Below are 24020 nucleotides of genomic sequence, written 5' to 3'. Positions count from 1 at the left end.
CTCAGCGGACGCCCACGGCTCCGTACGCGTCGATGTATTCGGGGTCGGCCTCGTCCGGCCGCCACTGGGTGATCTGGGTCAGGCCGGGCGGGAGCAGCCTGAAGTCCCCGAACAGCGACCCGATCTCCTCCGGGCTCCGCAGGATGTACGGCACCCCGCCGCTCTGGGCCAGCCGCTCGCTCCCGCGCACCACCTCCGGCGACGTGTTCGTGCCGTCCCACAGGACGAGGTGGCTTCCGGGGACGAGGCCCGCCACGGTTCGGTCCACGATGGAGCGGACGAGCTCGAGGTCCGGCTCGTAGCCCAGGACGCCCATGAACATCACGGCCACGGGGCGGTCGAAGTCGAGGACCTCGGCGGCCTGGGTGAGGATGCGGCCGGGGTCGTGGTAGTCGGCCTGGATGTAGCGGCTGCCGTTGAGGAGGGCGCGGGCGTGGGCGAGGACCATGGGGTCGTTGTCGACGTAGACGACGCGGGCGGCGGGGGCGACCTCGTGGGTGTTCTGCATGGTGGGGAGGCCGGTGCCGATGTCGAGGAACTGGTCGATGCCGGCCTCGAAGGCCAGGTGGCGCACGGCTCGGATGAGGAAGCCGCGGGAGACGCGGGCCATGGTGGCGATCTCGGGATAGACCCGGGCGACCGCGTCGCCGGCGGCTCGGTCGGCGGCGAAGTTGTCTTTGCCGCCCATCCAGTAGTTCCAGATGCGGGCGGCGTGCGGGACTTCGGGCCGGAGGTCCATGCCTTTTTCTAGGCCATGCACCGGTTGCCCATCAAGACGTTGCGGAAATCACATCGCATAGTCCTCGGGCGCCCGGTGGACGCTGCGTGACGACGGCTTTCCGGACATTTGACCAAGGTCGGCCGGGCCGGTTGCACTCAGTTCCTCAAGGCACCGCGATCGGTGACGAATGGTGACGAGGAACGGCCAGGAAAGCCACAGAGTGATGTTGTAGCCTTCCGCCGCCATCAGGACTTCCCCGTCGGGCGCAATGTTTCGGGCATCGGCTCCCGTCTTTGCGGGGTAGAGAGATACCACAGCGGGAGACAGGGGAGCCACGGTGCCGAAGAGTGCGCGGGTCAAGCGGGTCAAACGCCGCCGTTCCCCGGTGTGGGCGCGCTGGCTGCTCGGTGCGGGCGCCTTCCTGCTGGTGGCGAGCAGCGGCACGCTCGTCGGCGCGAACATGTTGCTCAAGTCGGCGACCGGGGCGGTGACGCAGCAGAGCCTGCTGGGCGCCGCGCAGACGACCGTGGAGCGGCAGCACGCCGACATCAAGGGCGCCAAGAACATCCTGCTGATCGGTCTCGACACCCGGCCCAGCTGGAAGAACAAGGAGCCGAGCCGCTCGGACTCGATCATCCTGCTGCACCTGCCGGCGGACCGCTCCGAGGCGTACCTGATCTCGCTGCCGCGTGACAGCTACGTCGAGATCCCGGCCTACGACAACGGCGCGCAGAAGTACAACGGCGGCAAGAACAAGATCAACAGCGCCTTCGCGTACGGCAGCCGCGGGCTCGACGGCGAAGCGGCGCTCTCGCACGGGTTCGAGCTGCTCGCGCTGACCATCAAGCAGCTCACCGGCATCACCCCCGACGCCGGGGCGATCATCGACTTCACCGGCTTCAAGCAGGTGGTCGAGGTGCTGGGCAAGGTCTGCATGTACGTGGACGAGGACGTCACCTCGATCCACGTCGGCAAGGACGCCAACGGCAAGCAGGCCGTCCCGTACAAGACGAACTCGGACGGCACGAACCCGCGCAAGGTCCCCGGCGTGACGGCGAACTTCTACAAGAAGGGCGACCACTGCTTCACCCCGGTCGAGGCGCTCGACTTCGCCCGGCAGCGCGACCTGCTGGCCAACGGCGACGGCGACTACGGCCGGCAGCGCCACCAGCAGCAGCTGCTCAAGGCGATCATGAAGCAGGTCGTGAAGGACGGGCTCAACTCGCCCACCAAGCTGCCGAGCCTGCTCTCCGCGGTCGGCAAGACGATGACGGTCGACGACGGCGGCATCTCGCTCGAGGACTGGGCGTTCAACCTCAAGAACACGAACCCCGACGACCTGATCACCATCAAGACGAACGCCGGCAAGTTCACCACCGACATCGTGCCCGGCGCCGGCAGCGTCGAGATTCTCAGCGACGACTCGCTGAAACTGCTCAAGTCGGTCAAGAAGGACCAGGTCTCGGTCTTCCTCCAGGACCACCCGGAGTTCATCGCCGAGAGCTGAGCCCGGGAGGGCGAGCCAAGAGCTGAGCCCGGGAGGCGAGCCGAAAGCTGAGCCCGGGAGGCGAGCCGAAAGCTGAGCCCCGGGAGGCGAGCCGAAAGCTGAGCCCCGGGAGGGCGAGCCGAGAGCTGAGCCCGCAGGGTGAGCCCGGCACCCGAGCTGAGCTGAGCGGCGGTGCGGGGCGTCACCTGTTCGTCGTACTGAAATGCATGTAGTCCTTCAGAGTGCGCCAGCGACCGCCCCAAGCCAGGCCGTTCGCGGTGAAGGCGCGCACCGCGCCGGCGGGGTGCATCATGCCCCGCCGGTACGCGTCGCGGGCCAGGAAGCCGCCGCTGCCGGGGTAACCGCCGCGGACCATCGGGTTCTGCACCGGATTGACGTCGACCGCCAGCCCGTACGAATGCTGGGACAGCGTCGCGCTGCCGGCGACCGTCCGGCAGTTGTAGCCGGCCGTCACCGTGCCCATGTCGGTGATCCAGGGCGCGTTGATGGACATCGGGCTCATGCCCTGGATCCGGAACCGGAAGCGATAGAGCGACAGAAACGCCCGCTGCACCCGCGCCGCGATCGCCTTGTTGACGACGAGGCTGCCGGCGCGGGCGACGCCGTAGAAGTCGATGTACGTGACCCAGACCTTGCGCAGATTCGCCGGCAGGACCGGGCAGGCCCGCTTCGGGTCCCAGTTGACCTGCCCCGGCGTGACCTCCTCGATCCGGGAGCGCCAGCCGGTGAGCGGGACGGCCGGCTTCGCCAGGTGCAGGACGCCGTCCGGGACGGGCTGGTACGGCTTGCGGATGCTGTTCCACGCCCGCAGCTGGCCCGGGGTCACGTGATGGACGGCGGCGATCTCCTTGATCGTCTCGCCCGGCCGCACCACGTGATAGGGCGGGGTGACCGCCGAGGGCGACGCCGGGGCCGCGGCGGCGGGAGCGCCGGGCACGAACGGAAGGGACACCAGGAGCACGAAGGCGAGAAAGCTTTTCATCACGACCATTACGCCTCGCCCGGCCATGATCATGAGCGGGATCGGCGAAACCGGTGGGCCGGCTCCGACGTCCCCCGTTGAACGCCGGGACCGGCCCGCCGGGTCCCGCCGGGGTGGCGGCGCCGTGGATGCGTCCCCCTCGCACCCGCGGCGCCGGCCCCGGACTTGTTCCCCCGTGCCACCAGAGTGCTGAACCGTCCGTCAGGGGTCAACGAACGTCCGGCCCGGGCCGGGCAGATTGCGGGATTCCGCAATCGGAGGGTGCGCGATCGCGCAGCCGCCGGTGGCTACGGGCCGGTAAGTCTGGACCGGCGGCGACGGCTGTGATTGTCTGCGGCCGTCACACGGGTTGGCTGCACCCGTAGGAGCGCGGGCCCTGGGCCTGTGACACGGGAACGGAGTCGTCCATGCCGAAGATCACCCTGTCCGAGCGCGAGCGCAGGCTCGTCGAGCTGCTCGCCCAGGGACACACCGACACGTCCGCGGCCGAGCAGCTCGGCATCAGCGCGCGGTCGGTGACGAACATCCTGCGCAGCCTCATGGACCGGCTCGGCGTGGACAACCGGTTCCAGCTCGGGCTGGCGCTCGGGTTCCTCCGCAAGGCCAGCGTTCCCCGGCCGTCCGTCGGAGGCGGTGACGAATCCGGTTGACGAGAATCGATGAAGTGTCGAGCACCCCGGTCCCGATGGGCGCCGCCGTGCCGTCCCTGGTCCGCTGGGGGCTGACGAGCGACGCCGACCTCGTCTACCGCACTCTCGTCACTTTCGGGCCCCACACCGAGCGGTCTCTCGCCGTCGAGCTGGGGCTCTCCGCCCGGCGTACGGCCCAGGCGCTGGCCGAGCTCCGCGAGTGCGGCGCCGCGGCGGCCACCGCGGATCCACGTACGACAGTGCGGTTGTGGACCCCCGCCCGGCCCGCCGCTGTCGTCGAGCGCCTGCGCTGCCGCCGGTTGAAGCTCGTCGACCCGGCCGAGAAGCTCCGGTCGTTCCAGGCCGTGCTGCGCTCGTCGGGCCTGATGGCCATGGTCGGGCCGGGCCGGCTGCCGCCGCTGCGGGGCGAGGTCGCGGCCGGCATCCGCTATCTCGACACCCGCCCCCGCGCCCGCGACCGCATCGGCGAGCTGGTCAGCGCCCCGGTCGGCGAGTACTGGACCATGACCACCGACCAGGCGGTGGACGCGGAGGCGGCCCGGGCGGCGGCTCCGCTGGACAATGCCCTGGTCGCCCGGGGTACGCAGATCCGGCTGCTGGCGCCCCCGGTCGCCGACGGGGACGCCTGGGACGTCAGCGGGCACCTGATCGACGGACGCTCCTATCAGCGCCTCGACTCCTTCGAGGTGCCGGCGCGCATGATGCTCATCGACCACCGGGTGGCCCTGCTGCCCGCCGACCCGGCCGACCTCGAGCGTGGCTGGCTGGAGATCACCGATCCCGGACTGCTCGACTCGCTCACCGGCGTCTACAACCGACACTGGGCGGACGCGGCGGCGAAGCGGCGTGATCCTGTGACGCCCATAAATCTGTCGGATCGCGAGCGCGCACTGGTTACGCTGTTGGCAGCCGGGCACACCGACCGGACGGCCGCCGAGCAGCTGCGCATCAGCCCGCGCTCGGTCACCGGAACGTTGCGTGTGCTCATGGACCGGCTCGGCGTGGAGAACAGGTTCCAGCTCGGCTTGGCGCTCGGTGGACTGCAGGCCACCGTACCGCCGTCTCTGATGTCCGAAGTGTCATCAACTCACGGGGAGTAAATGATGCGTATCCGCTTGTCCACCGTCGTCATAGGTGCCTTCGCCCTGCTGTTCGTCGCCCTGGTCGCCTTCCTGGCCACCACCTCCGGGCCGGGCGAGCAGCCGCGGCAGCAGTCGATCGTCGGCACGCCGACCCCCTCCGAGTTCCCGGGGGGCTCCTGCATCACCTGCGCCTGACAGGCGTGACGCCGGCCCGGCACCAGCCGGGCCGGCGGTCCGGGGTTGCCGCGAGGTGACGGACAGCCGACCCATAGACAAATCACAGGCGTGGCATAGCATGGCGCGATGCCCACCGTGACGACCGTGACCACGCTTGCCGACTACAGTGACGAACGCGGCAACAAGATCATTCACGGCAACACCACGACGAACAACGTCAAGATCAATTTCCGCGGTACGGGCAACACGCTCGTCGTCTCGCCGAACGCCTCGATCGGCAAGCTCGAGGTGCACTTCGACTGCAACAACGCGGTCCTGGAGATCGGCGGGCACAGCAAGGTCCCGTCGTTCCGGGGCTGGATCCGGCTGGGCGAGGACGCCAAGGTCCGCATCGGCGCCAACGTGTCGATGACCAACACGTGCACGATCTCGGCCGTCGAGGGGGCCACGATCACGATCGGCAACGACGTGATGATCGCCAGCGACAACGACATCCGCGCCGACGACGCGCACCCGATCTTCGACGTGACCACGGGCGAGCGGATCAACCCGGCGCAGGACATCACGATCGGCAACCATGTCTGGATCGCCAAGCGGGCGGTCGTCCTCGGCGGCGCCAGCATCGGCGACGGCTCGATCCTCGGCTTCGGCAGCCTGCTGACCGGCAAAGTCCCGAACAACTGCGTGGCCGCCGGCACGCCCGCCCGGGTCATCCGGGAAAATGTCGCCTGGGAGCGGCCGCATCTCTCGCTGACCGAGCCCTATTACAAGCCGGACGCGAGCACGGTCACGAAGACCGGCTACTGGAACCTCACGCAGCACTGACGGGCCGGCTTGGGGCTTCCTCCAGCCGCGCCGGGAAAACGAGGAGCCCGGTTTCCCGTACGGGAAACCGGGCTTTCGCACGTCACCAGGTGTAGAAGTTCTCCTGGGTCTGGGCGTTGAACAGGTCCGTCCGGAAGATCTTGGCCGGCAGCGTGCGCCAGTCCTTGAGGTCCAGGACGTCGATGCCCTTGGCGATGTCGTTCGAGTAGATGTAGCCGTTGTACCAGTACGCCGACCACGAGCCGCCCGTGACGAGCGCGGTGTCCGAGATCGGGCCCCGCTCCCAGTAGGCGATCTCCTTGGGGTTGCGCGAGTCGGTGAAGTCGAAGACCGAGATGCCGCCCTGGTACCACGCCTGCACCATGATGTCGCGCCCCGGCACCGGGATCAGCGAGCCGTTGTGGGCCACGCAGTTCTCGGTGTCCGCATTGGTGCGCGGGATCTTGTAGTAGCTGCGGAACTCCAGCTTGCGCTGGGCGCCCTTGCCGACGAGGTCGTAGATCGCGTCGGCGCCGCGCTGCAGGCCGATCGTCGGGTTGCAGGTGGCCTGGCCGCCGCCGCCGAGCTCGTCGGTGAAGACGACCTTGGTGCCGTTGTTGTTGAACGTGGCCGAGTGCCAGAAGGCGAAGTTCACCGTGTCGCGGACCGACGTGATGATCTTCGGCGCGGTGCGGTCCGAGATGTCGAACAGCACGCCGTCACCCATGCAGGCGCCCGCGGCGATGTCCTTGGCCGGGTACGCGGTGATGTCGTGGCAGCCGCTGGTGGCGCTGTGGCCGGTCGAGCCCTCGTACCCGCCGTCCGGGAAGATGATCGGCGCCGAGAGCAAGGTGGCCGCCTGCGGGTTGCGCGTCGGCACTTTGATGATCGAGATCTTGTCGTGCGGCGGCGCGCAGTTGATCGTCGTGCCCGACAGGTACGACGAGATGTAGAGGTAGACGTTCGGGTCCCAGCGCTTGCCCGGGATCAGCGTCTGGGTGTGCGAGCCGCACTCCGTCTTGATCGACTTCACGTACTGCGGCGTCAGCGGGTCGCTGATGTCGAAGATCTTGATGCCCTCCCAGCGCTCGCCGGGAACGTCGGTGGTGGACGCGGCGTTGTCGCACGAGTCGTTCGTACGCTGCGAGTCCGTGCCGAGGAAGAGCAAGTTGCCGCTGATCGAGATGTCGTTCTGCGAACCCGGGCAGAAGACCTGCGTCGCCACGGTGGGCGCCTTCGGGTTCTTCACGTCGTACACGGCGAAGCCGTTGTAGTTGCCGCCGTACGCGTACCGGCCCTTGAACGCCCAGTCCGAGTTGGTGGCCGTGAGCAGGGCCGGCTTGTCCAGGTGGGCGACCTGGGTGAGGTTGGCGCTGCTGCGGATCTCGTCGACGCCGGGGATCGTCCCCGGGTCCGGCGCCTGTGCCGCGCCCGCGCCCGGCGCCGTCAGCAGTCCGACGACCACCGCGGCCGTGCTGAGCACGGCGAGGCGCTTGAGCCGCCGCCCTTGTGGGGCAGTGTGCTTCATGGAGCTCCTTCCGGTCCACGCATCGCTTCACGTACGGTGCGTATTCACCTTCGTCGCTACAGTAGTGGCCGGGGCGCCCCACGGGAACATTTGTTAACACCGATGAAAGGATCCGATGAGCCGGAAGCGGGCATTGATGGTCGTCGCCGTGCTGGCCGCGGTGGTCGCCGGCGTCATCCTCGTCACCCGGGCCGGGCCCGAGCGGTCCGCCGCGGCGCCCCGGCCGAGTGCGAGCCCCGCGCCGCCGCAGCGCGTCGTCCTGCCCGGACGCCCCGGCGACACCGCGCGGATCACCGACTCCACCCAGGTCAAGGCCCCGGACGGGTCGACCTGGAACGGCATCGACACGCTCTTCGTCCAGATGATGATCGTGCACCACACCCAGGCGCTGGCGATGGCGGAGCTCGCCCCGCAGCGGGCCGCCGATCCCGAGCTGCGGGCCTTCGCCGACCGGATCCGCACCGGTCAAGGCCTGGAGATCGACTACTACCGGACCTGGTTGCGGACCCGGAAGCTTCCCGAGGACGCCACCGGTCACGACCACACGACGATGGCCGGCATGCAGAGCCCGGAAGCCATGGCCGCGCTGGCCGCCGCGACGGGCGCCGGATTCGACCGGATGTTCGTGACCATGATGACCGCCCACCACCAGGGCGCCCTGCAGATGGGCAACGACGTGGTCAAGGGCGGCACCGACGAGCAGCTGCGCGAGGTCGCCGGCGAGATGCTGATCGAGCAGGGCATCGAGATCCAGCGGATGGCGGCGCTCGGCTGACCCGTTCGTGGCGTTGCTTCGATCACGATCGGCGGCCACGGGGTGCGGGCGGGCGGTGATCCCCGTTAGGTTGTCCGGTATGGACGTGCGGGGGGTGCTGCGGCGGGCGCGGTTGCCGCTCGTGGCGTCGCTGTTCCTCGCCCTGCTCGGCGGGCCCGCCGTCGCGCCGCCCGCGCCGGCGCCCGTTCCCGTGGTCGCCCAGGCCGCCTCCTCCTCGGTCGCCGCCTTCGACGAGACCCCGGATGTCCCGGCCGTTTCCACGCCCGTCGCTGTCCCGGCTCCGGCCTTCGCCGCGGTCCCGCAGCTCAGCGGGCTCGTCGGCGGCCCGGCCGCCGCGCCGCGGGCTCCGCCCGTCCGCGCCTGATCGATTTCGGCACGCCCCCGGGGTTTGCGCTCGAGCATCCGGGGTCATCGATTAGTCGCGCTCTCGGTGGAAAAGGACAGGACACATGGACTTCGGGCTGCAGCTCCTCGGCGACAACAGCGGACGCGTCGCCGTCATCTACCTCACGCTGATCGTGCTGGCCGTGATCGCGCTCGGCGGTCTCGCGCTGCCGCGCGGCGTGCGCCGGCCCCGGCAGATCAGCCGGTGGCTGGCCGACTCGGCCGCGCAGAAGCGCTCCGAGCTGGAGAGCCGGGCCGCCGAGGCCCAGGAGGTCGCCCGCTTCGCCCAGGAGATCGAGGTCGCCGCCGACGGTGCCGCCGCCACGGCCGAGCGCCGGCGCGAGGAGTGCCAGGTCGCCCAGGCCGGGGTCGAGCGGGCCTGGCAGGCCTGGCAGGACGCGGACGCCGCCCTCGAGCGGGCCCGCAAGGCCGCCGCCTACGCCACGCCGGTGTCCACCTCCGCCGCCGAGAGCGAGACCGATCGCGAGCAGGCCCTGCGCCGCGCCGCCCAGGCCGCGCACCGGCGGGGCGACATCTCCGACGAGACGCTGCTCGACGCGCTGACCCACCGCAACGGCTGGGACCCGTCGCTGCACCCCGTCGAGCAGGAGCTGATGCTCGCCCGGGCCACCGTCGAGCACCGCTTCCAGGCCTATCAGCGGGCGCTGGCCGCCGAGGACGCCGCCTGGCAGGCCGCCGACGTCGCCACCGCCGCGGTCCGCACCTTGCGCAACGAGCTCACGGCCGCCCAGGCCGCCGCCGACGCCGCCCGTCAGGCCCTGCCCGAGGCCGCCCGCGCGATCCTCGACGCCGCCGGGCCGGCCCCGATCGTGGTCACGACCCAGCGCATCGAGATCGCCCCGCCCGCCGCGCGCGAGGACGAGCTGTCCGGCATCGGCCTCGGCGCCGAGCCCGCCGACCCGGCCTCGACCCAGCCCGTCCCGGCGACATCCCCGGCGACCCGGCCCGGCCCGGTCGTTCCCGCGCAGGCCCGGCCCGTCGCGGCCGCTTCCCCGCAGGCCCGGCCCGTCGCGGCCGCCTTCACGCAGGCCCGTCCTGTTGCCGCGGGGCTCTACCAGAGCGCCGCCACGGACACCGCCGCCACCATCCGCATGACGACCGCCGCGGGTCGCACGACCACCGCCGCGGGTCGCACGACGACCGCCGCCGGCCCCGGTGAGCGCCCGAGCTGGACCCAGCCCACCGGCGCCCGGCCCCGGATCGCCAGCTGACCATGCGCATAGCCCTGGTCACGTCGCGCGAGTTCCCCCACCCGTCCTGGCGCGACGACGACACCCCCGTGCTCGCCGCGGAGCTCACCGGCCGCGGCGCCACGGTGGAGGTGCTGACCTGGGACGGTGACGATCACGGGGGCTGGGCCGCGTACGACGCCGTGGTCCTGCAGTCGCCTTGGAGCATGTGGCTGCGGCTCGCCGACTTCACCGCCTGGCTGCACGCGCGCGAGGCCGACGGCACCCGCCTGCTCAACCCGCCCGACGTGGTGACGCTCGGCTCCGACAAGCGCTACCTGGCCCGGCTCGCCGCCGCGGGCGTGCCGGTCGTGCCGACGGTGACCTCCCCCACTCGCGATCAACTGCACGACCTGTTCACGCGTACGGACCCCAGCCGCCCGACCCTCGTCGTCAAGCCGATCGCGTCCGGGGGCGCCCTCAACACCGGCGAGTACACCGAAGCTGAGCTCCCGCAGCTGCTCGACCACTTGCGGCGGCTCGACGAGGCCCTCGTCCAGCCCTACCAGGTCGCCCTCGACACCCATCGCGAGCTGGGCGTGGTGGTGCTCGACGGCACGGTGTCGCACGCTGTCACCAAGGCGCCGCTGCTGCGCCCGGGCCGGCCGATCACCGAGCCGCACCCCGACCCGCAGCCCTTTCGCGGCCTGACCGCCCAGCACGACCGGGTGATCCACCAGACGTACGCGGCCCTCCGCCGTCTCCTCGTCAACGAACCGCTGGCGATCCGCCTCGACTTCGTGCTGGACCCGGCCTCGCCGACCGGACTCCTCCTCCTCGAGGCGGAAATGGTGGCGCCGGTGAAGTTCCTGCCTCTCTTCCCCGCCCAGTGCGCCAACGTCGCCGAAGCCATCCTGGCCCGCGCCGCCGCCTGACCACCCCGCCGCGCCGCCGCTGATCCGCCGCGCGCGCTTGCGGAGTGGCCCGTCGTCCTCACCTCGGGCAGCCGCCGCGCGCGCTTCGAGGTGGCCCGCTTCGCTATCCGGGCGTGGCCGGGGCGGGTCAGTGGGGGCTGACCTTGACGGTGAGGCTGTCGTCCCACCAGGAGGCGTTGCGGAGGGTGGTGAGGAGGCGTTCCTGCTCCTCGGGCGTGCGGCGGTCGACGAAGAGGATGCCGTCGAGGTGGTCCGTCTCGTGCTGCATGCAGCGGGACAGGATGCCGTCGCCCACCACCTGGACCGGGTCGCCGTGCTGGGTGTAGCCCTTGGCCAGCACGTTCATCCGGCGCTTGGTGTCGAGATAGATGCCGGGGATGGACAGGCAGCCCTCGGGGCCGCTCTGCTCCTCCTCGTCCGGAAACTCGAGCACCGGGTTGACCAGGTGGTCCAGCTGCTTGTCGTTGCCCGGCAGGTCCTTGTTGATCGCGAAGACACGCAGGCCCACGCCGATCTGCGGCGCGGCCAGCCCGGCGCCGCGGGACTCGGCGAGCGTCTCGTTGAGGTCCCGCACCAGCGTCCGCAGCTCGGCGTCGAACGAGGTCACCGGCGCCGCGGGGCGCCGCAGCACCGGGTCGCCGATGAGCCGGATCGGGATGACACTCATGACTGCTCCTCTGCTCGTGCTACCGCGTCCGACGGTATGCCGGAGAAACCCGCGGCGCCAAGATCGAACGGGCCGCGGACCCTCCGCAGTGGATCACAACGCGACCCAGGCGCCGGACTCGACCGAGGCGGACATGGCGTCGAGGGCCTCGGCGCTGCGGACCGCGTCTTCCAGCGTGCTGCCCACGGGCGCGCCGGTCGCGATCGAGGTGAGGAAGTGGTACGCCTCGATCACCTTCAGGTCGTCGTAGCTCATCGGGTTCGCGGCGCCGGGCTGGAAGGCACCGAACCGGCCGTGACCGGGGCCGACCTGAACCGTACGCGTCGGCTGGTCCTGATAGTCGGTGCCGGAGCTGACGCTGAGCTCGCCCATCCGGCGGAAGTCCCAGGCCACCTGGCCGCGGGTGCCGTGGATCTCGAAGCCGTAGTTGTTCTGGTCGCCGACCGCCACGCGGCTGGCCTCGAGCACGACCCGCGCGCCGGAGGCGAGGCGGAGCTGGGCGCCGACATAGTCCTCGTTCTCGACCGGGCCGGGCTCGCCGGTGCCGCGGGCGTGACCGGCCGTCGCCCCGCCGGGCCGGGCCCGCTCGGGCACGAAGATCGCCGTGTCGGCCACCAGCGCCGAGATCTCGCCGAGCAGGTGCCGGATCAGGTCGATGCCGTGGGCGGCCAGATCGCCGAGTACGCCGCTGCCGCCCCGTTCCCGTGAGTAGCGCCAGGTGAGGGCGCCGTCCGGGTGCGCCGCGTAGTCACTGAACAGCCGGAACCGCGCGTGCGTGATCGCCCCGAGCTCACCGGCGGCGACGAGCTCCCGGGCGGCGGCGACCGCCGGGGCGTGCCGATAATTGAAGCCGACCGTGCCCTGGACGCCGGACTCGCGGACTGCTGCGGCCACCGCCGACGCATCGGCCGAGGTCAGGCCGACTGGCTTCTCGATCCAGATGTGCTTGCCGGCGCGGGCGAAGGCGACGCCCATCTCCCGGTGCAGGAAGTTCGGGGCGCCGATGCTGACCGCTTCCACGGCCGGGTCGGCGAGCAGGGTGCGCCAGTCGGTGGTGGCGGTGCTGAAGCCGTACTGTCCGGCGGCCTGGTTCGCGCGGCCCGGCACGTCGTCGGCCACCGCGACCAGGCGGGGGCGCCGGGCCAGCTCCGGGAAGTGGTGCGGAACCCGCAGGTAGGCCTGGGTGTGGACGCGTCCCATCCACCCGAACCCGGCGACGGCGACTCCCAGCGATGACGTCATGCGCAGAGCCTACGAAACGTCCGGGACGGGCCGCGGCGGACCCGTCCCGGCAAGATCCATCACCGCCAGGGGTGGGCGGCGGCGACCCCTCCATCACCGTCAGGGGGCGGGTGGTGGCGGTGGGACGACGGCGGGACGGTCGTCGCAGGACAGGACATTCGGCGCGTACGGGTCCAGCCAGCCGCCGTCGTTCCCGCCGAGGTCGGCGAGTGAGAACTCCGAGCCGGCCGGCGTGAAGTGGAAGGAACCGCAGTTGTTGACGCCGGCAGCCCCGACATTGCGCGCGTCGACGTTCCGGAAGGACGCCGAACCGGCCGTACGCGCGCTGACCACCGAGGTGCCCGTCCCGTCCACGCGGATGTTCTCGAAGGAGACGCCCGTGACGGAGTAGAGGTCTTTCACGGCGAAATCACTGACGAGCATGATCGCGTTGTACGTGCTGTCGAGATAGTGGTCGCCGGCGACTCGGATGTCCGCGTCGATGCTCCGATCGAGGGCATAGAACCACAGGGCGCCGAGGCCGATGTTCCAGTTGAGGTCGAGCGTTCCGGCGCGTACCACCGTGTTGTCCTTGATCGTGAGCGCGCCCGCGAACGGCTCGGCGCCGAAGCGGGCGCCGGCGTGCAGGCCGCTGCCCTCGCGGATCGGGTCGGCGACCAGGTTGTTCGACACCGTCGTGTCCGTGCCGCCGTAAATCGCGATGCCGTTGGCCAGCGTCGGCGTCTGCACGGTGTTGTGATCGAAGACGTTGCCCGAGTCCGCGATGCGCTCGGACCACATCGCCAGACCGTCGTCGCCGGTGTTGCGCACGAACGTGTTCGTCACGATCGAGTTCGTGACGCCGGTGTGGAAGTTGAGCGCGTCCGCGATCTGGTCGACGACCATGGTGTTGCTCACGCGGAGGTTGTTCATCGGCCCGTCGAGCCAGAGGCCGGCCTTGGTGTGCCGGATGTGCAGGCCGTCGACGCTGGAATCGCTGAGCGCGCCGCCGATGCCGTTGACCTGGTCGGTGTCGATGCGCTCACGGACGTCGCCCTCGATCGCGAAGTTCCGAAGGTGCACGTTGCGGCTGCCGCTCTCGCCTGCCGGCTTGCCGTAGAAGCCGACGCCCGTGTGGATCGAGCCGTCCGGCGCGGGTTCGGGGAGGGCGACCTCGTGCCCCTTGACGATCGTGTACCAGTTGCCGGCGCCCTCGATCGTGATGTCATCGACGATGATGTGCCGGTTGACCTGGTAGGTACCCGGGGGCAGATAGACCTTCAGGTGTGCGCGCCGGGCGAACGCGATCGCCCGGTCAATGGCGTCGGCGGAGTCGCGGCGGCCGCTCGGATCCGCCCCGAAGAGCAGGACGTTCGCCGCCCCGGTGACGATCCGCGGCGGCGCGACCAGCTCGGAGTCGAGCAGATCGATGACGGTCCAGGCCGCCCCGGGCTGCGCGGTCAGGCGGATCTTGTCGCCCTTGTGGAGCGTACGGCCGAGAAGTTGCCGTTGTTCGTCATAGAAGTGCATCGGGCGGAACGGCTTGCTGATCACAGGCGCCGGAGCCGTCGCCGCGGGCACGCACGCGCATTCGGTGATCCACCAGTCCGGGTGCAGCAGGTCCGCCGCCGGATCATTGGTGAACGGGTACTGGTTGTAGAGGTAGGCGTACTGGGAGGTCAGCGTCATGGTGCGCCGGACGCCCGGCGCCGACACGCCGAGCGGTGCGGTGATCCCGCCTCCGCGCGGCGCGTCCGGGATCGCGTAGCGGACGGTGATCGCGTTGGCGGCCGCGGGCAGGGTGAACTCGACGTACTGACCGGGGGTGAGCCGGACCGCGGTGCGACCGGAGGCTTCCGCCGGCAGCGTGTAGGCGGCGCGGCTCGGGCCGATGCGCGTGCCGGTGAAGCGGGCGTTCTCGGCTTCCTGTTCGAGGAAGGGCACCGTGGCGCCGCGGCCGGCGACGAGCGCGGGGTCGAGACCCGCCCGCGTGACAACAGCACCGGCGGCGGGCGTGGCATAGCTGGCGGGAGCGGCGATCATGCTGGCGCCGGCCGCGAGAAGGGCGCTGAGGAGCAGAGCGGCCGGGCGCGGTGGAACGCCGGCTCGCCTTCCCCGGGAGGGAGGGGTCATGAGCGTGACCCTAAGGACTCTGTGACCATCGCCACAATAGACTGTCGAGATATTTCGTCGAACGGTCGATTTCTTGCAGCCGCGCTCGTGCGGATGAGCGAACTACAGTGACGGTCATGACTTCCTTCAACGACACGATCATCGAGCAGTTCCGGGCCAACGACGGCGTGCTCGGCGACCACTGGGCCGGCAAGACGACGCTCCTGCTGCACACCCCCGGCCGCAAGACGGGCAAGGTCACGGTGAACCCGCTGGTCGCGGCGCCGCACGACGGGTCGTACATCGTCTGCGGCAGCGCGGGCGGCGGCCCGGCCGACCCGCAATGGGTCGCCAACCTCGAAGCCCTCGACGGCCCCGTCACCATCGAGCTCGGCACCGAAACCCTCCAGGCCGGCCACCGCGTCGTCCGCCCGGGCCGCGACGACGACTGGGAGAAGCTCTACGGCGTGTGGCGCGAGTACTGGCCGGACGCCGCCACCTACGAGACCAAGACCGACCGCCAGTTCCCCGTCGCGGTCATCACCGTCAGCTGAGAAGTAGTCGCTAGTCATGTTGCTAATTGACTAGACGCGAGAACGGCTCTAGCGTTGCTGCATGACCACCTGTCCGCCTGTCCGTCACAGGGCCAGGCGCTCCGGCTCACGGGAGGCACGCATGGCCGACACCGAACCCCTCGAGGCCGACACCGAACCCTTCGATGCCGGGACCGACCCCAGGGGCATCCGCTTCCTCACCTACGACACCCACCTGCGCGACACCCCCTACACGGAGGCCGAGAAGGCCTACATCCGCCGGTACGCCGAGGAGCACCGCGACGAGATCATCGCGCAGGTCCGCGCGAACCTCCGCAAGCTCGACGGCACCCCGGGAAGCGTCGTTGCCCTGCTGACCGGCATGTCCGTCGAGCGCATCAATGAGCTCGGAGGCATGCCGGATAGGCGTTAGTCAGCTTGCGGCTTGACTAGGACAAGGCGGCGCCCATAGCGTTGCGGTATGACTACCCCCTCAGCAGTACGTCCGACACGTCTGTGCCTGGCGATGCTCAATGTGGACCCTCCGGCAGTCGATACCCCCCTTTCGGACATGCGTCACGACCTGATCCGGGAGGCGCAGAGGCTGCCCGACACCTGCGCCGCGGGCGGGGCCGAGCGGATTCGTTCGCTCGGTGACCGTCTGTGGTTCAAGGTGAAAACGGGCCGCTGGCGAGGCGCCGCAACAGATCTGCCCCACGAACGCGGCGGGCGAAGCGCTCGCTGGTGGCTGGGCGCCGGCGGCTACCGGCGAGACGGTGACCCGGCCGACTTCTACGCCGTCCTTGCCGCGGCGGCGAAGCGGGCAGCGAGGACTTCGACCTCGCCCGCGTCCTCCGATCGCTGGCTGCCCACGCAATGGGACTGGGACCGACTCGAGGCGGAGGAAACTGTCGCCTGGGAGCTGCAGCCGAGGCGGGTGATCGGCGGCATGATCGCACGGTCCCTGCGGGACGGCCGGGCCTATCACACCGTTTTCCGGCGCTTCAGCGTGACGGCGGTCGCGCGGGCGCAAGACGGTGAGACCTATCTCGTCATCGGGTTCGACACTGCGGCGGACGCCGGGACCCTGTCGGCGATCCTTCGCGCCGTGCCCGGCATCGAGGAGGACGACTGGATGATCGAGCCGGGCAAGGTCCTGGGCATCGAAGCTGCCCCGGGGGAGCACATTTGGTCGACGGCCCTGCCGACGCGAGTGGCAGCGGATCTGCTGGCGTTGTTTTCTGACGAGGACTAAGCGCGCTCGGCGGCCACCAGGTCGCGGACGGCCGGGGCCACCTCGGCGGCGAAGAGTTCCAGGTCGGCCGGGTTGTCGCTGGCCAGGATGAAGGCGCTGACTCCGTGGTCCAGGGCCACGCCGGCCAGGTCCTCGGCCCACTGCTCGGCCGGACCGTCCAGGAAGGAGCGGCCGAAGTCGGAGAAGGTGCCGTTGATGTTGAGGAGGCGGCGGACGGCGGCGGGTGGGCGGGCGGCGGCCTCGGCGGCTTCGTCGATGTGGCGGTTGAGGTCGGCGTAGTCGTTGATGCCGCCCGGGAGGTAGGACAACGAGGGTACGACGCCGTCGGCGGCCCGGCCGGCGAGGCGGAGCATGCGGGGCTTGTAGGCGCCCAGCCAGATGCTCATGGCGTGCGCCGGCGCCGGGCCGCGCTTGGCGCCGGAGACGTCGTAGTAGGCGCCGGATGCGCGTACCGGGCCAGGGGTGGACGTGTCCCAGACCTGGCGGATGATGTCGATGGCCTCGCCCAGGGCGTCGATCGACTGACCGGCGGTGAGCCGGCGGCCGCCCATCGCCTCGACGCCGTCCCAGAAGGCGCCGGCGCCCAGGCCGAGCTCGATGCGGCCGCCGCTCAGACGATCGAGTGTCGCGTGGCTCCGGGCGATGACGGCCGGCTGGCGCAGCGGCAGGTTGAGCACGTTCGCGGCGAGTTTGATCCGCGTCGTACGCGCCGCCGCGTACGAGAGCAGCGTCCACGTGTCGTGGAAGCGGGCGACGTACGGGTGGTCTTGGAACGTGACCAGGTCGAGCCCCGCGCGGTCGGCGACGACGGCCAGCTCCGCCCCGGCCGTGGCGGACGGCGTGACAAAGGCGCCGAAGAGCAGATCGTGCCCGTAATCCGTCATGACTGGTCCCCCAGGGCGAAGTTGTCGCGGAACAAACCGGCAGGGTCGTAGCGCCGCTTCAATTCCCGCAACCGCGCCAGCGTCGGCGGCGGGAACGCGTCGGCCACATGATCGAGTCCGGTTTCGAAGCTCAGGTACATGCCGTCGAAATGGCTGCGCAACGGCGCGAAAGCGGCATCCACCCGCCGCTCGGACGAGCCCATGGCGACGATCGAGAAATTGGCCGAGCGGTGGGCGTACGCGGTGGCGGCGGGCGGGATGTCGGCGACCGCGCCCCCGACCGTGCGGATCTGGAACCAGTGCACCGCGCCGCTCGCGATCAATTCCGCCGCGGCCTTAGCGAAGGCGGGCGTCAAATGCTCGATCAGACCCGAGCGCGAGACCGGATCGCCTTGCCCGCTGTGATAGCCCTCCGCGGCGTTGTTCACGATTCCCGCGTACGGAGTCAGCACCACATTCTGGTTGTACAAAGGCGCCAACTGCGCGAGGGGCTGCAAGGTGTCGACGATGACCGAAGGGTCGGCGGCATCGACGACCGCCATCAGTTGCGCGAAGGCGGGTTGTCCCGGGCGCGGCGGTCCCATGATGAGCTGACCGCTCAGGGTCCGGGGCGCCGCCTCGATGGCCCGGCCCCAGCGGACCAGCAGGTCGGCCGGGTCGTCGGCGGCCACCACGAGCTGGGCGAAGCCGACGTCGCCCACCTCGTCGACCTGGAAGTCGAAGGACGTGACCACCCCGAAGTTGGCCCCGGCGCCGCGTACGGCCCAGAAGAGGTCAGGGTTCTCGTCGTCCGAGGCGCGCACGACACTCCCGTCGGCGAGCACCATCTTGACGGCGCGCAGGTGGTCGATGGTCAGCCCGTGCTCGCGCGCCAGCCAGCCCACGCCGCCCGCCGTGGCGAGGCCGCTAACGCCCACGCCGCCGTAGTCGCCCGAGCTCAGTGCCCATCCGTACGGCATCAGGAAGCGCGCCACGTCCGCCCAGCGCGCGCCCGGGCCGATCCGGACCAGCCGCTCGGCCGCGTCGAGCACCTCCATCGTGTCGAGGGCCTGGACGCTGAGCACGATGCCACCGTCGTTGGTGGACCGTCCGCTCATGCCGTGACCGCCGCTGCGCAGCCCGAACGGCACGCCGGGATGCGCCCGCACGAACGCCAGCGCGTCGGCCACCTCGCCCGTCGAACGCGGGCGGAGCACCAGCCCGGGCGCACCCCCACGCATGTACGTCGACCGCACGCGCGCGTAATCCAGATCACCTGGTTCGACTGCGGTGGCCGCGAGGCTCGCCGGGACATTGTCATAGTCGATGCCCGGGCGGCGCTTCGCGCGTACGGCGGCGGGCTTGATCGGAGCCGGCGGCGGCTCGGGCAGCTCGCGCAGCACGACCTCCCGCAGCTCCGCGAAGCGCCGCAGCTCGTCGGGATCGTCCGTCCGCAGCAGGAACGTGCCGGCACCATGCTCAACAACGAGCGGAAGAAGAGCCGCGACGCTCAGCTCGAAAAGGTCCGCAGCGCCCGGCTCGGAGGCGCTTGCGGCGCGCGGGTCGAGGATGACCACGCGCCGGATCTCGGCGGCCTCGCGTCCCACTTCCGCGGCGGCCTCGTCGAGGAGCTTGCCGGTCGCCGCCAGCTCGTCGGGAGTTCCGATCCACCCCTCGGCGGTACGCCCGGCGAGGCGCACCGAGCGTGCATCCGCCCCGGTCAGCCAGATCGCGATCCGGTGCGCGGGCAACGGACCGCGCTGCGCCTGCGGAACGCGGTAGTGCTCGCCCAGGTGCCTGTAGGGCCGAGGCTCCCCGGCGTCGAGCACATTGCGCACGATCTCGACCGCCTCCGCCGTCCCGGGCTCGTCGGCCAGTGCGAGGGTCACGCGGCCGCCGGTGAGCAGGTCGAGGCTCGCCGCCGAGCGCGCCAGGACAGCCGGGGCGTGCTCCGCGAGATCGATCTGCGCGACGAGGCCGATCCGCTCGGTCACGCCCGCGATCCAGCTCAGCCGCGTCCACGCGCCGTCGCCCTGGACCGCCACCAGGTCGAGGCCCCGCCGTTCGGCCTCCACGGCGGCGCCGGCGCCGGTCACGAGCGCGCCGAACTCGAGCCGGTGGAGCATGCTGACCTCCGTTGGTTGCCGCGTCAGACATTGCGGTCGCAAATATCCGTGCAGTCTGTCACATCGTTCCGGATCGGCGCGCGGCCGCTGATTAGATGGCTTTCATGGCACTTCTTCAGGTGATCGTCGGCAGCACCCGTCCCGGCCGCATCGGCCTCCCCGTCGCCACGTGGTTCGCGCGGGCCGCGGCCGAGCACGGGCCGTTCGAGGTCGAGCTGGTCGACATCGCGGACTTCAACCTGCCGCTCATGGACGAGCCCAACCACCCGCGCCTGCGGCAGTACACCCAGGAGCACACCAAGCGCTGGAGCGAGACGATCGACCGCGGCGACGCGTACGTGTTCGTCCACCCGGAGTACAACTACAGCTTCAACGCGGCCCTCAAGAACGCGATCGACTACCTGCACGCCGAGTGGGCCGACAAGCCGGTCTCCTTCGTGAGCTACGGCGGGGTCAGCGCGGGCCTGCGGGCCACCCAGGCGCTCAAGCAGGTCGTCACCACGCTGCGGATGGTCCCGATCTTCGAGCAGGTGCCGATCCCGCTGGTCGGCCAGTTCATCGACGAGGAGGGCGAGTTCGTGCCGAACGAGATCGTCGCCGGGAGCGTCGGCCCGGTCGTGCGCGAGCTCGCCCGCCTGAACGACGCCCTCTCCCCGCTGCGGAAGCGCCAGTAAGCAACGCCCCCGCGGGAGGGGAGCAAGCGGCGCCGCGGAAAGCAAGCGGCGCAGCGGAGGGCGGACGGCTCAGTAACCGAGGTCGATCGCGAGCGTCTTGAGCGTGTCCGGCAGCTCGATCTGCGGCACCGGCCGCGCCTCCTGCACCGTGCCGGTCTTGATCTTCTCCTGCCAGTCGCCGAGGCCGGCCACGAGCGGACCGTGGTCGGCCTTGCCGTACTCCACCATCGCGGGCTCGTAGGCGACCCCGAGATAGGCGCAGATCTTCCGGGCCTCGCCGGCCGGGTCGCCGGTCAGGTCCTCGTAACGAACGGTGTGCCCGGGCAGGCTGGTGCGCGCCTCGTGCAGCGCGGTCAGGTATTTGGTGACGCTGGCGACGGCCTCGTCGAAGGTCTGGGTGGTGCGGGCGCGCTGCCAGGAGTCGAGGATCGAGGCGGGGTGCCGCAGCAGGTAGATGAACTTCGCGTCGGGGAAGGCCTGCGCCACGCGGGCCCACTGGAAGACCAGGTTGGGCGTCTTCTCGACGAGCATCTTCTTGCCGCTGTCCCGCAGGGCCTTGGTGAGCAGGCGGTCCCACACCATGTTGGTGAGCTCGCGCTCGGTGAAGCCCAGCTGCTCCATCGCCGTCTTGGCGGCCGGGAGCTCGCACTTGACCTTGATGTGGGCGAGGTGCAGCTCGTGCGGCGCGAAGATCTCGGAGTGACTGTTCAGGATCATCCGCAGCAGGGTCGAGCCCGAGCGCACCGAGGAGAAGAGGAAGCCGGGTGCGGCGAGCTCCCGCTGCGGCACCGGGACCAGGCGGAGCTTCCCCTGGCGGTGCACGACCTGCATCCCCGTCTTCCGGGCCAACCGGACATTAACCTGCTTACGCCAAGCCATGAAAGTACACCTTAGAGGTGAACATTAGGCAGACGGAATCACGAAGCTGTGAAGATCCTTGGAATTTGATCGATCACTAAGCAAAGCGCGCCGGATCGCCCGCGCCGACGCGGAGAACCTCCGGAACGCCCTCCGACAGGTCCACGACGGTCGTGGGCACGGTGCCGCACTCGCCGGAATCGATCACCGCGTCGACGACGTGGTCGAGCTCTTCCTTGATCTCCCAGCCCATCGTCAACGGCTCCTCGTGGCCGGGCAGCAGGAGCGTGCTCGACAGCAGCGGCTCGCCCAGCTCGGCGAGGATCGCCTGGGTGACGGTGTGCTCGGGGATGCGTACGCCGACGGTCTTCTTCTTGGGGTGCAGCAGGCGCCGCGGCACCTCGCGGGTGGCCGGCAGGATGAAGGTGTAGCTGCCCGGCGTGCTCGCCTTGACCAGCCGGAAGACGGCGTTGCTGATCTGCACGAACTGGCCCAGCTGGGCGAAGTCGCGGCACACCAGCGTGAAGTGGTGACCGCTGCCCAGGTGCCGGATCTCGCGGATGCGCTCCATGCCCCCGGCGTTGCCGATCCGGCAGCCCAGCGCGTAGCAGGAGTCCGTCGGATAGGCGATCAGCCCGTCATCCCGCAGCAGGTCCCCGATTTGGCTGAGCGCGCGGGGCTGCGGGTTGTCCGGGTGCACGTCGAAGTACTTGGCCACGCCTCAAGCCTAGATCGGCACGGGGGCCGGAGGACGCCCGCACCAGCAAGGCCACGCCCAGCCCGGCGCCGGCCGCGCTGCACAGCGCCAGGGTCAGGCCCAGCCGGCCGCCGGCGACCTCCTCGCCCAGGAGCACCAGCCCGATCGCCGCCGCCACGACCGGGTTGGTCAGCGTGCCCACGGCCAGCGGCGCGCTCAGCCCGGCCCGGAACGACCGCTGCGTGAACATCAGCCCCAGCGTCGCCAGCACGGCCACGGCGAGCGCCGTCACCAGGCTCAGGAGGCCGAAGTCGCCGGCGGTGAGGCGTACGGTGGCGGTCTGGGTCAGGGCCGACGACACGCCGAAGGCGATCCCGCCCGCCGCGGCCACCCACAGCCCCGAGGCGCCGGCCAGCGCGGTCAGCGCGATCGCGGTCACCAGCAGCAGGCCGATCACGTCGCCCGCGCCGAGCACACCGACGCCCGCCGAGCCGGTCGCGACCAGGATGCCGCCCAGGCCGGCGACGGTGAGCGCCATGCCGTGCCACTCCAGCCGGGTGACCGCGCGCCGGGCCACGACAGCCGCCAACGGTACGGCCACCACGAGCGTCAGCACCCCGAACGGCTGGACCAACGACAGCGGTCCGTAGCGGAGCGCCACCACGTGCAGGAGGCCGCCGAGCCCGTTGAGCGCGACGGCCCCCCACCACGACGGAAGGCGGAGCAGGAGCCGGAGCGGCCGGTCGGCCACGTGCTCCTGCACCAGGGCGCCGACGGCGTACGCCCACGCGGACGCGACGCACGCTGCGATCGCCACTGCTGTTCCCACGCCGATCACCGTACGAGCCGGGAGGCCCGCGGCGCGTCGTCCCTGCGCGGTAAGTGGCGCCGCGCACGCCTACTACGCTGGTAGTACTCTGACTGGAGGTGTGCCGGGAAGTCTGGTCGGCGTTCGCTGAACCGACCCCTGACGGAGGCACGATGTCCCTCTTCTCGCGCGGCACCGGGTCTCTCTTCTCGCGCGGCACCTGGCCCGAGGCCCGGCGCATCGCCGAGCTGCTCCGCACCGCGACTGTCGGCGGCCTGCTGCTGCTCGGCGCGGCGCTCGTGGGGCTCCTGTGGGCCAACTCACCGTGGAGCGATGCCTACCGCGGCCTGGCCGAGCTGCACCTGGGCCCGCTCAGCCTGGAGAAGTGGGCGGCCGACGGGCTGCTGGCCATCTTCTTCTTCGTCGCCGGGCTCGAACTCAAGCAGGAGTTCGTCGCGGGCGAGCTGCGCGACCCCCGCCGGGCGGCCCTGCCGGTGCTCGCGGCGGTCGGCGGCATGGCGGCCCCCGCGCTCGTCTTCACGCTGATCAACCAGGGCTCGGCGACGCTCGCCGGGTGGGCGATCCCGACCGCCACCGACATCGCGTTCGCCCTGGCCGTGCTCGCGGTGCTGGGCACTCATCTTCCGTCGGCGCTGCGGCTCTTCCTGCTCACGCTGGCCGTGGTCGACGACCTGCTGGCGATCCTGGTGATCGCGGTCTTCTACACGTCGTCACTGCACCCGGTGCCGGGATTGCTCGCCCTGCTGCCGATCGCGCTGTTCGGGCTGCTGGTCCAGCGCGGCGTACGGGCGTGGTGGCTCTTGATCCCCCTGGCCGTGACCGCGTGGTGGCTCATGCACGAGTCCGGCGTCCACGCGACGGTCGCCGGAGTCCTGCTCGCCTTCACCGTGCCCGTGCGCAGCGGTCTCGCGGGCCGGTTCGCGGAGCGCTGGCAGCCCGTCTCCGCCGGGGTGGCCGTACCCGTGTTCGCGCTCTTCGCCGCGGGTGTCTCGGTGGCGGCGGCGGGCGGATTCGGCGCCGCGCTCGGGGACGCGGTCACGCTCGGGGTCGTCGCCGGGCTCGTCGTCGGCAAGACGGTCGGCATCACCGGCACCACGTGGCTGGTCCAGCGGTTCACGCGGGCCGAACTGGGCCCGGGGCTGAGCTGGTGGGACGTGCTGGGACTGAGCCTGCTCGGCGGGATCGGGTTCACCGTGTCGCTGCTGATCGCCCAGCTCTCGTACGGGGAAGGCAGTCCGCACGACGGCCACGCGCGCATCGGGGTCCTCCTCGGATCGGCCGTCGCCGCCTTGCTGGCCGCGATCGTGTTGCGGCTGCGGAACAGGCACTACCGGCACGTGCACGAGCAGGAGAGCCGGGACGCGGACGAGGACGGCATCCCGGACATTTACCAGGAGCGATAGTTTCGGCCGGGTAGGCTTGCGCCTGAAGGGTGTCCGACGGAGGGGAT

Annotated in this window: 25 protein-coding genes; 14 read left to right on the top strand and 11 right to left on the bottom strand. The window is 70.7% G+C overall.

All coding sequences use genetic code 11. The features are described from left to right. Window position 1: 1 nt before the first annotated feature. Complete coding sequence (locus RAN62_RS18710; RefSeq protein WP_305785971.1) at window positions 2-739, bottom strand: SAM-dependent methyltransferase; 738 nt, start codon at window positions 737-739, stop codon at window positions 2-4. Between the two features lie 319 nt (window positions 740-1058). On the opposite strand from RAN62_RS18710, the gene RAN62_RS18705 reads away from it, so the two are divergent. Beyond that, window positions 1059-2228 (top strand): LCP family protein, encoded by a 1170-nt coding sequence (locus RAN62_RS18705; RefSeq protein WP_305785970.1) that lies wholly within the window; start codon window positions 1059-1061, stop codon window positions 2226-2228. A gap of 181 nt (window positions 2229-2409) precedes the next feature. Here the strand turns inward: RAN62_RS18705 and RAN62_RS18700 are convergent, their stop codons facing one another. After that, a complete protein-coding gene (locus tag RAN62_RS18700; protein WP_305785969.1) occupies window positions 2410-3210 on the bottom strand; it encodes a M15 family metallopeptidase in 801 nt (266 codons plus the stop codon). A gap of 407 nt (window positions 3211-3617) precedes the next feature. Here RAN62_RS18700 and RAN62_RS18695 point away from each other — a divergent pair, with 407 nt between their 5' ends. The 4 genes from RAN62_RS18695 to RAN62_RS18680 all read left to right on the top strand — a co-directional run bounded on the left by RAN62_RS18695 (window position 3618) and on the right by RAN62_RS18680 (window position 5944). Continuing rightward, a complete protein-coding gene (locus tag RAN62_RS18695) occupies window positions 3618-3860 on the top strand; it encodes a helix-turn-helix domain-containing protein (protein ID WP_305785968.1) in 243 nt (80 codons plus the stop codon). 14 nt (window positions 3861-3874) lie between these two features. Beyond that, the gene (locus RAN62_RS18690) at window positions 3875-4960 is read left to right on the top strand and encodes a helix-turn-helix transcriptional regulator (protein WP_305785967.1); all 1086 of its coding nucleotides are present in this window, start codon (window positions 3875-3877) and stop codon (window positions 4958-4960) included. Between the two features lie 3 nt (window positions 4961-4963). Further along, window positions 4964-5137, top strand: coding sequence for a hypothetical protein (locus RAN62_RS18685; protein ID WP_305785966.1), 174 nt, complete (start codon window positions 4964-4966; stop codon window positions 5135-5137). Window positions 5138-5245: 108 nt separating this feature from the next. Next, the gene (locus RAN62_RS18680) at window positions 5246-5944 is read left to right on the top strand and encodes an acyltransferase (protein ID WP_305785965.1); all 699 of its coding nucleotides are present in this window, start codon (window positions 5246-5248) and stop codon (window positions 5942-5944) included. Between the two features lie 82 nt (window positions 5945-6026). On the opposite strand, the gene RAN62_RS18675 is transcribed toward RAN62_RS18680, so the two are convergent. Then, window positions 6027-7451: an LVIVD repeat-containing protein gene (locus RAN62_RS18675; RefSeq protein WP_305785964.1), complete on the bottom strand. Its 1425-nt coding sequence runs from the start codon at window positions 7449-7451 to the stop codon at window positions 6027-6029. A 115-nt stretch (window positions 7452-7566) separates the two neighbouring features. Between RAN62_RS18675 and RAN62_RS18670 the strand changes: the two genes are divergently transcribed. The 4 genes from RAN62_RS18670 to RAN62_RS18655 all read left to right on the top strand — a co-directional run bounded on the left by RAN62_RS18670 (window position 7567) and on the right by RAN62_RS18655 (window position 10735). Next, a complete protein-coding gene (locus RAN62_RS18670; protein ID WP_305785963.1) occupies window positions 7567-8226 on the top strand; it encodes a DUF305 domain-containing protein in 660 nt (219 codons plus the stop codon). A gap of 79 nt (window positions 8227-8305) precedes the next feature. Beyond that, window positions 8306-8590: a hypothetical protein gene (locus RAN62_RS18665; RefSeq protein ID WP_305785962.1), complete on the top strand. Its 285-nt coding sequence runs from the start codon at window positions 8306-8308 to the stop codon at window positions 8588-8590. Between the two features lie 85 nt (window positions 8591-8675). Continuing rightward, window positions 8676-9842: a hypothetical protein gene (locus RAN62_RS18660; RefSeq protein ID WP_305785961.1), complete on the top strand. Its 1167-nt coding sequence runs from the start codon at window positions 8676-8678 to the stop codon at window positions 9840-9842. Between the two features lie 2 nt (window positions 9843-9844). After that, a complete protein-coding gene (locus RAN62_RS18655) occupies window positions 9845-10735 on the top strand; it encodes an ATP-grasp domain-containing protein (protein ID WP_305785960.1) in 891 nt (296 codons plus the stop codon). A gap of 127 nt (window positions 10736-10862) precedes the next feature. Here the strand turns inward: RAN62_RS18655 and def are convergent, their stop codons facing one another. From def to RAN62_RS18640, 3 genes are all read right to left on the bottom strand, one after another. Continuing rightward, complete coding sequence (gene def, locus RAN62_RS18650; protein ID WP_305785959.1) at window positions 10863-11402, bottom strand: peptide deformylase; 540 nt, start codon at window positions 11400-11402, stop codon at window positions 10863-10865. 93 nt (window positions 11403-11495) lie between these two features. Beyond that, window positions 11496-12644 (bottom strand): Gfo/Idh/MocA family protein, encoded by a 1149-nt coding sequence (locus tag RAN62_RS18645; RefSeq protein WP_305785958.1) that lies wholly within the window; start codon window positions 12642-12644, stop codon window positions 11496-11498. A gap of 99 nt (window positions 12645-12743) precedes the next feature. Then, a complete protein-coding gene (locus tag RAN62_RS18640; RefSeq protein WP_305785957.1) occupies window positions 12744-14756 on the bottom strand; it encodes a glycosyl hydrolase family 28-related protein in 2013 nt (670 codons plus the stop codon). Between the two features lie 116 nt (window positions 14757-14872). Here RAN62_RS18640 and RAN62_RS18635 point away from each other — a divergent pair, with 116 nt between their 5' ends. From RAN62_RS18635 to RAN62_RS18625, 3 genes are all read left to right on the top strand, one after another. Beyond that, entirely contained in the window at window positions 14873-15289 is a 417-nt protein-coding gene (locus RAN62_RS18635) for a nitroreductase/quinone reductase family protein (protein ID WP_305785956.1), read from the top strand. Window positions 15290-15410: 121 nt separating this feature from the next. Further along, window positions 15411-15701 carry a hypothetical protein gene (locus RAN62_RS18630; RefSeq protein ID WP_305785955.1) on the top strand — a complete coding sequence of 97 codons (291 nt, stop codon included), beginning with the start codon at window positions 15411-15413 and terminating at the stop codon, window positions 15699-15701. A 138-nt stretch (window positions 15702-15839) separates the two neighbouring features. Next, entirely contained in the window at window positions 15840-16523 is a 684-nt protein-coding gene (locus RAN62_RS18625) for a hypothetical protein (protein WP_305785954.1), read from the top strand. Here the strand turns inward: RAN62_RS18625 and RAN62_RS18620 are convergent. Together RAN62_RS18620 and RAN62_RS18615 are read right to left on the bottom strand one after the other, a co-directional pair. Beyond that, window positions 16520-17407, bottom strand: a complete 888-nt coding sequence (locus RAN62_RS18620) for an LLM class flavin-dependent oxidoreductase (protein WP_305785953.1) — start codon at window positions 17405-17407, stop codon at window positions 16520-16522. The two genes, RAN62_RS18625 and RAN62_RS18620, sit on opposite strands and share 4 nt — an antisense overlap. Further along, the gene (locus RAN62_RS18615; protein ID WP_305785952.1) at window positions 17404-19512 is read right to left on the bottom strand and encodes an LLM class flavin-dependent oxidoreductase; all 2109 of its coding nucleotides are present in this window, start codon (window positions 19510-19512) and stop codon (window positions 17404-17406) included. The genes RAN62_RS18620 and RAN62_RS18615 overlap by 4 nt, the downstream gene beginning before the upstream one ends. A 104-nt stretch (window positions 19513-19616) precedes the next feature. Between RAN62_RS18615 and RAN62_RS18610 the strand changes: the two genes are divergently transcribed. Further along, a complete protein-coding gene (locus RAN62_RS18610) occupies window positions 19617-20186 on the top strand; it encodes an NADPH-dependent FMN reductase (protein ID WP_305785951.1) in 570 nt (189 codons plus the stop codon). A gap of 69 nt (window positions 20187-20255) precedes the next feature. Here RAN62_RS18610 and RAN62_RS18605 read toward each other — a convergent pair whose 3' ends face one another. From RAN62_RS18605 to RAN62_RS18595, 3 genes are all read right to left on the bottom strand, one after another. Next, window positions 20256-21065 carry a sulfotransferase family protein gene (locus RAN62_RS18605; RefSeq protein WP_305785950.1) on the bottom strand — a complete coding sequence of 270 codons (810 nt, stop codon included), beginning with the start codon at window positions 21063-21065 and terminating at the stop codon, window positions 20256-20258. A 76-nt stretch (window positions 21066-21141) separates the two neighbouring features. Continuing rightward, window positions 21142-21762 (bottom strand): L-threonylcarbamoyladenylate synthase, encoded by a 621-nt coding sequence (locus tag RAN62_RS18600; protein WP_305785949.1) that lies wholly within the window; start codon window positions 21760-21762, stop codon window positions 21142-21144. Continuing rightward, window positions 21683-22570 (bottom strand): DMT family protein, encoded by an 888-nt coding sequence (locus tag RAN62_RS18595; RefSeq protein ID WP_305785948.1) that lies wholly within the window; start codon window positions 22568-22570, stop codon window positions 21683-21685. The genes RAN62_RS18600 and RAN62_RS18595 overlap by 80 nt, the downstream gene beginning before the upstream one ends. Window positions 22571-22722: 152 nt before the next feature. Here RAN62_RS18595 and nhaA point away from each other — a divergent pair, with 152 nt between their 5' ends. Further along, on the top strand, window positions 22723-23973 hold the full coding sequence (gene nhaA / locus RAN62_RS18590) for a Na+/H+ antiporter NhaA (protein WP_305785947.1): 1251 nt from the start codon (window positions 22723-22725) through the stop codon (window positions 23971-23973). The last annotated feature ends 47 nt before the right edge of the window (window positions 23974-24020 follow it).

The sequence above is a fragment of the Symbioplanes lichenis genome (genome assembly GCF_030709675.1).
GTDB lineage: Bacteria > Actinomycetota > Actinomycetes > Mycobacteriales > Micromonosporaceae > Actinoplanes > Actinoplanes lichenis.
The sequence above is the reverse complement of the archived record's forward strand: the minus strand, read 5'-3'. Positions and strand labels throughout refer to the sequence as shown.

Coding starts and splice junctions, on each gene's coding strand:
- RAN62_RS18710 (WP_305785971.1), bottom strand. CDS start 739: ATGGACCTCCGGCCCGAAGTCCCGCACGCCGCCCGCATCTGGAACTAC.
- RAN62_RS18700 (WP_305785969.1), bottom strand. CDS start 3,210: ATGAAAAGCTTTCTCGCCTTCGTGCTCCTGGTGTCCCTTCCGTTCGTG.
- RAN62_RS18695 (WP_305785968.1), top strand. CDS start 3,618: ATGCCGAAGATCACCCTGTCCGAGCGCGAGCGCAGGCTCGTCGAGCTG.
- RAN62_RS18685 (WP_305785966.1), top strand. CDS start 4,964: ATGCGTATCCGCTTGTCCACCGTCGTCATAGGTGCCTTCGCCCTGCTG.
- RAN62_RS18680 (WP_305785965.1), top strand. CDS start 5,246: ATGCCCACCGTGACGACCGTGACCACGCTTGCCGACTACAGTGACGAA.
- RAN62_RS18675 (WP_305785964.1), bottom strand. CDS start 7,451: ATGAAGCACACTGCCCCACAAGGGCGGCGGCTCAAGCGCCTCGCCGTG.
- RAN62_RS18670 (WP_305785963.1), top strand. CDS start 7,567: ATGAGCCGGAAGCGGGCATTGATGGTCGTCGCCGTGCTGGCCGCGGTG.
- RAN62_RS18665 (WP_305785962.1), top strand. CDS start 8,306: ATGGACGTGCGGGGGGTGCTGCGGCGGGCGCGGTTGCCGCTCGTGGCG.
- RAN62_RS18660 (WP_305785961.1), top strand. CDS start 8,676: ATGGACTTCGGGCTGCAGCTCCTCGGCGACAACAGCGGACGCGTCGCC.
- RAN62_RS18655 (WP_305785960.1), top strand. CDS start 9,845: ATGCGCATAGCCCTGGTCACGTCGCGCGAGTTCCCCCACCCGTCCTGG.
- def (WP_305785959.1), bottom strand. CDS start 11,402: ATGAGTGTCATCCCGATCCGGCTCATCGGCGACCCGGTGCTGCGGCGC.
- RAN62_RS18645 (WP_305785958.1), bottom strand. CDS start 12,644: ATGACGTCATCGCTGGGAGTCGCCGTCGCCGGGTTCGGGTGGATGGGA.
- RAN62_RS18640 (WP_305785957.1), bottom strand. CDS start 14,756: ATGACCCCTCCCTCCCGGGGAAGGCGAGCCGGCGTTCCACCGCGCCCG.
- RAN62_RS18635 (WP_305785956.1), top strand. CDS start 14,873: ATGACTTCCTTCAACGACACGATCATCGAGCAGTTCCGGGCCAACGAC.
- RAN62_RS18630 (WP_305785955.1), top strand. CDS start 15,411: ATGGCCGACACCGAACCCCTCGAGGCCGACACCGAACCCTTCGATGCC.
- RAN62_RS18625 (WP_305785954.1), top strand. CDS start 15,840: ATGCGTCACGACCTGATCCGGGAGGCGCAGAGGCTGCCCGACACCTGC.
- RAN62_RS18620 (WP_305785953.1), bottom strand. CDS start 17,407: ATGACGGATTACGGGCACGATCTGCTCTTCGGCGCCTTTGTCACGCCG.
- RAN62_RS18615 (WP_305785952.1), bottom strand. CDS start 19,512: ATGCTCCACCGGCTCGAGTTCGGCGCGCTCGTGACCGGCGCCGGCGCC.
- RAN62_RS18610 (WP_305785951.1), top strand. CDS start 19,617: ATGGCACTTCTTCAGGTGATCGTCGGCAGCACCCGTCCCGGCCGCATC.
- RAN62_RS18605 (WP_305785950.1), bottom strand. CDS start 21,065: ATGGCTTGGCGTAAGCAGGTTAATGTCCGGTTGGCCCGGAAGACGGGG.
- nhaA (WP_305785947.1), top strand. CDS start 22,723: ATGTCCCTCTTCTCGCGCGGCACCGGGTCTCTCTTCTCGCGCGGCACC.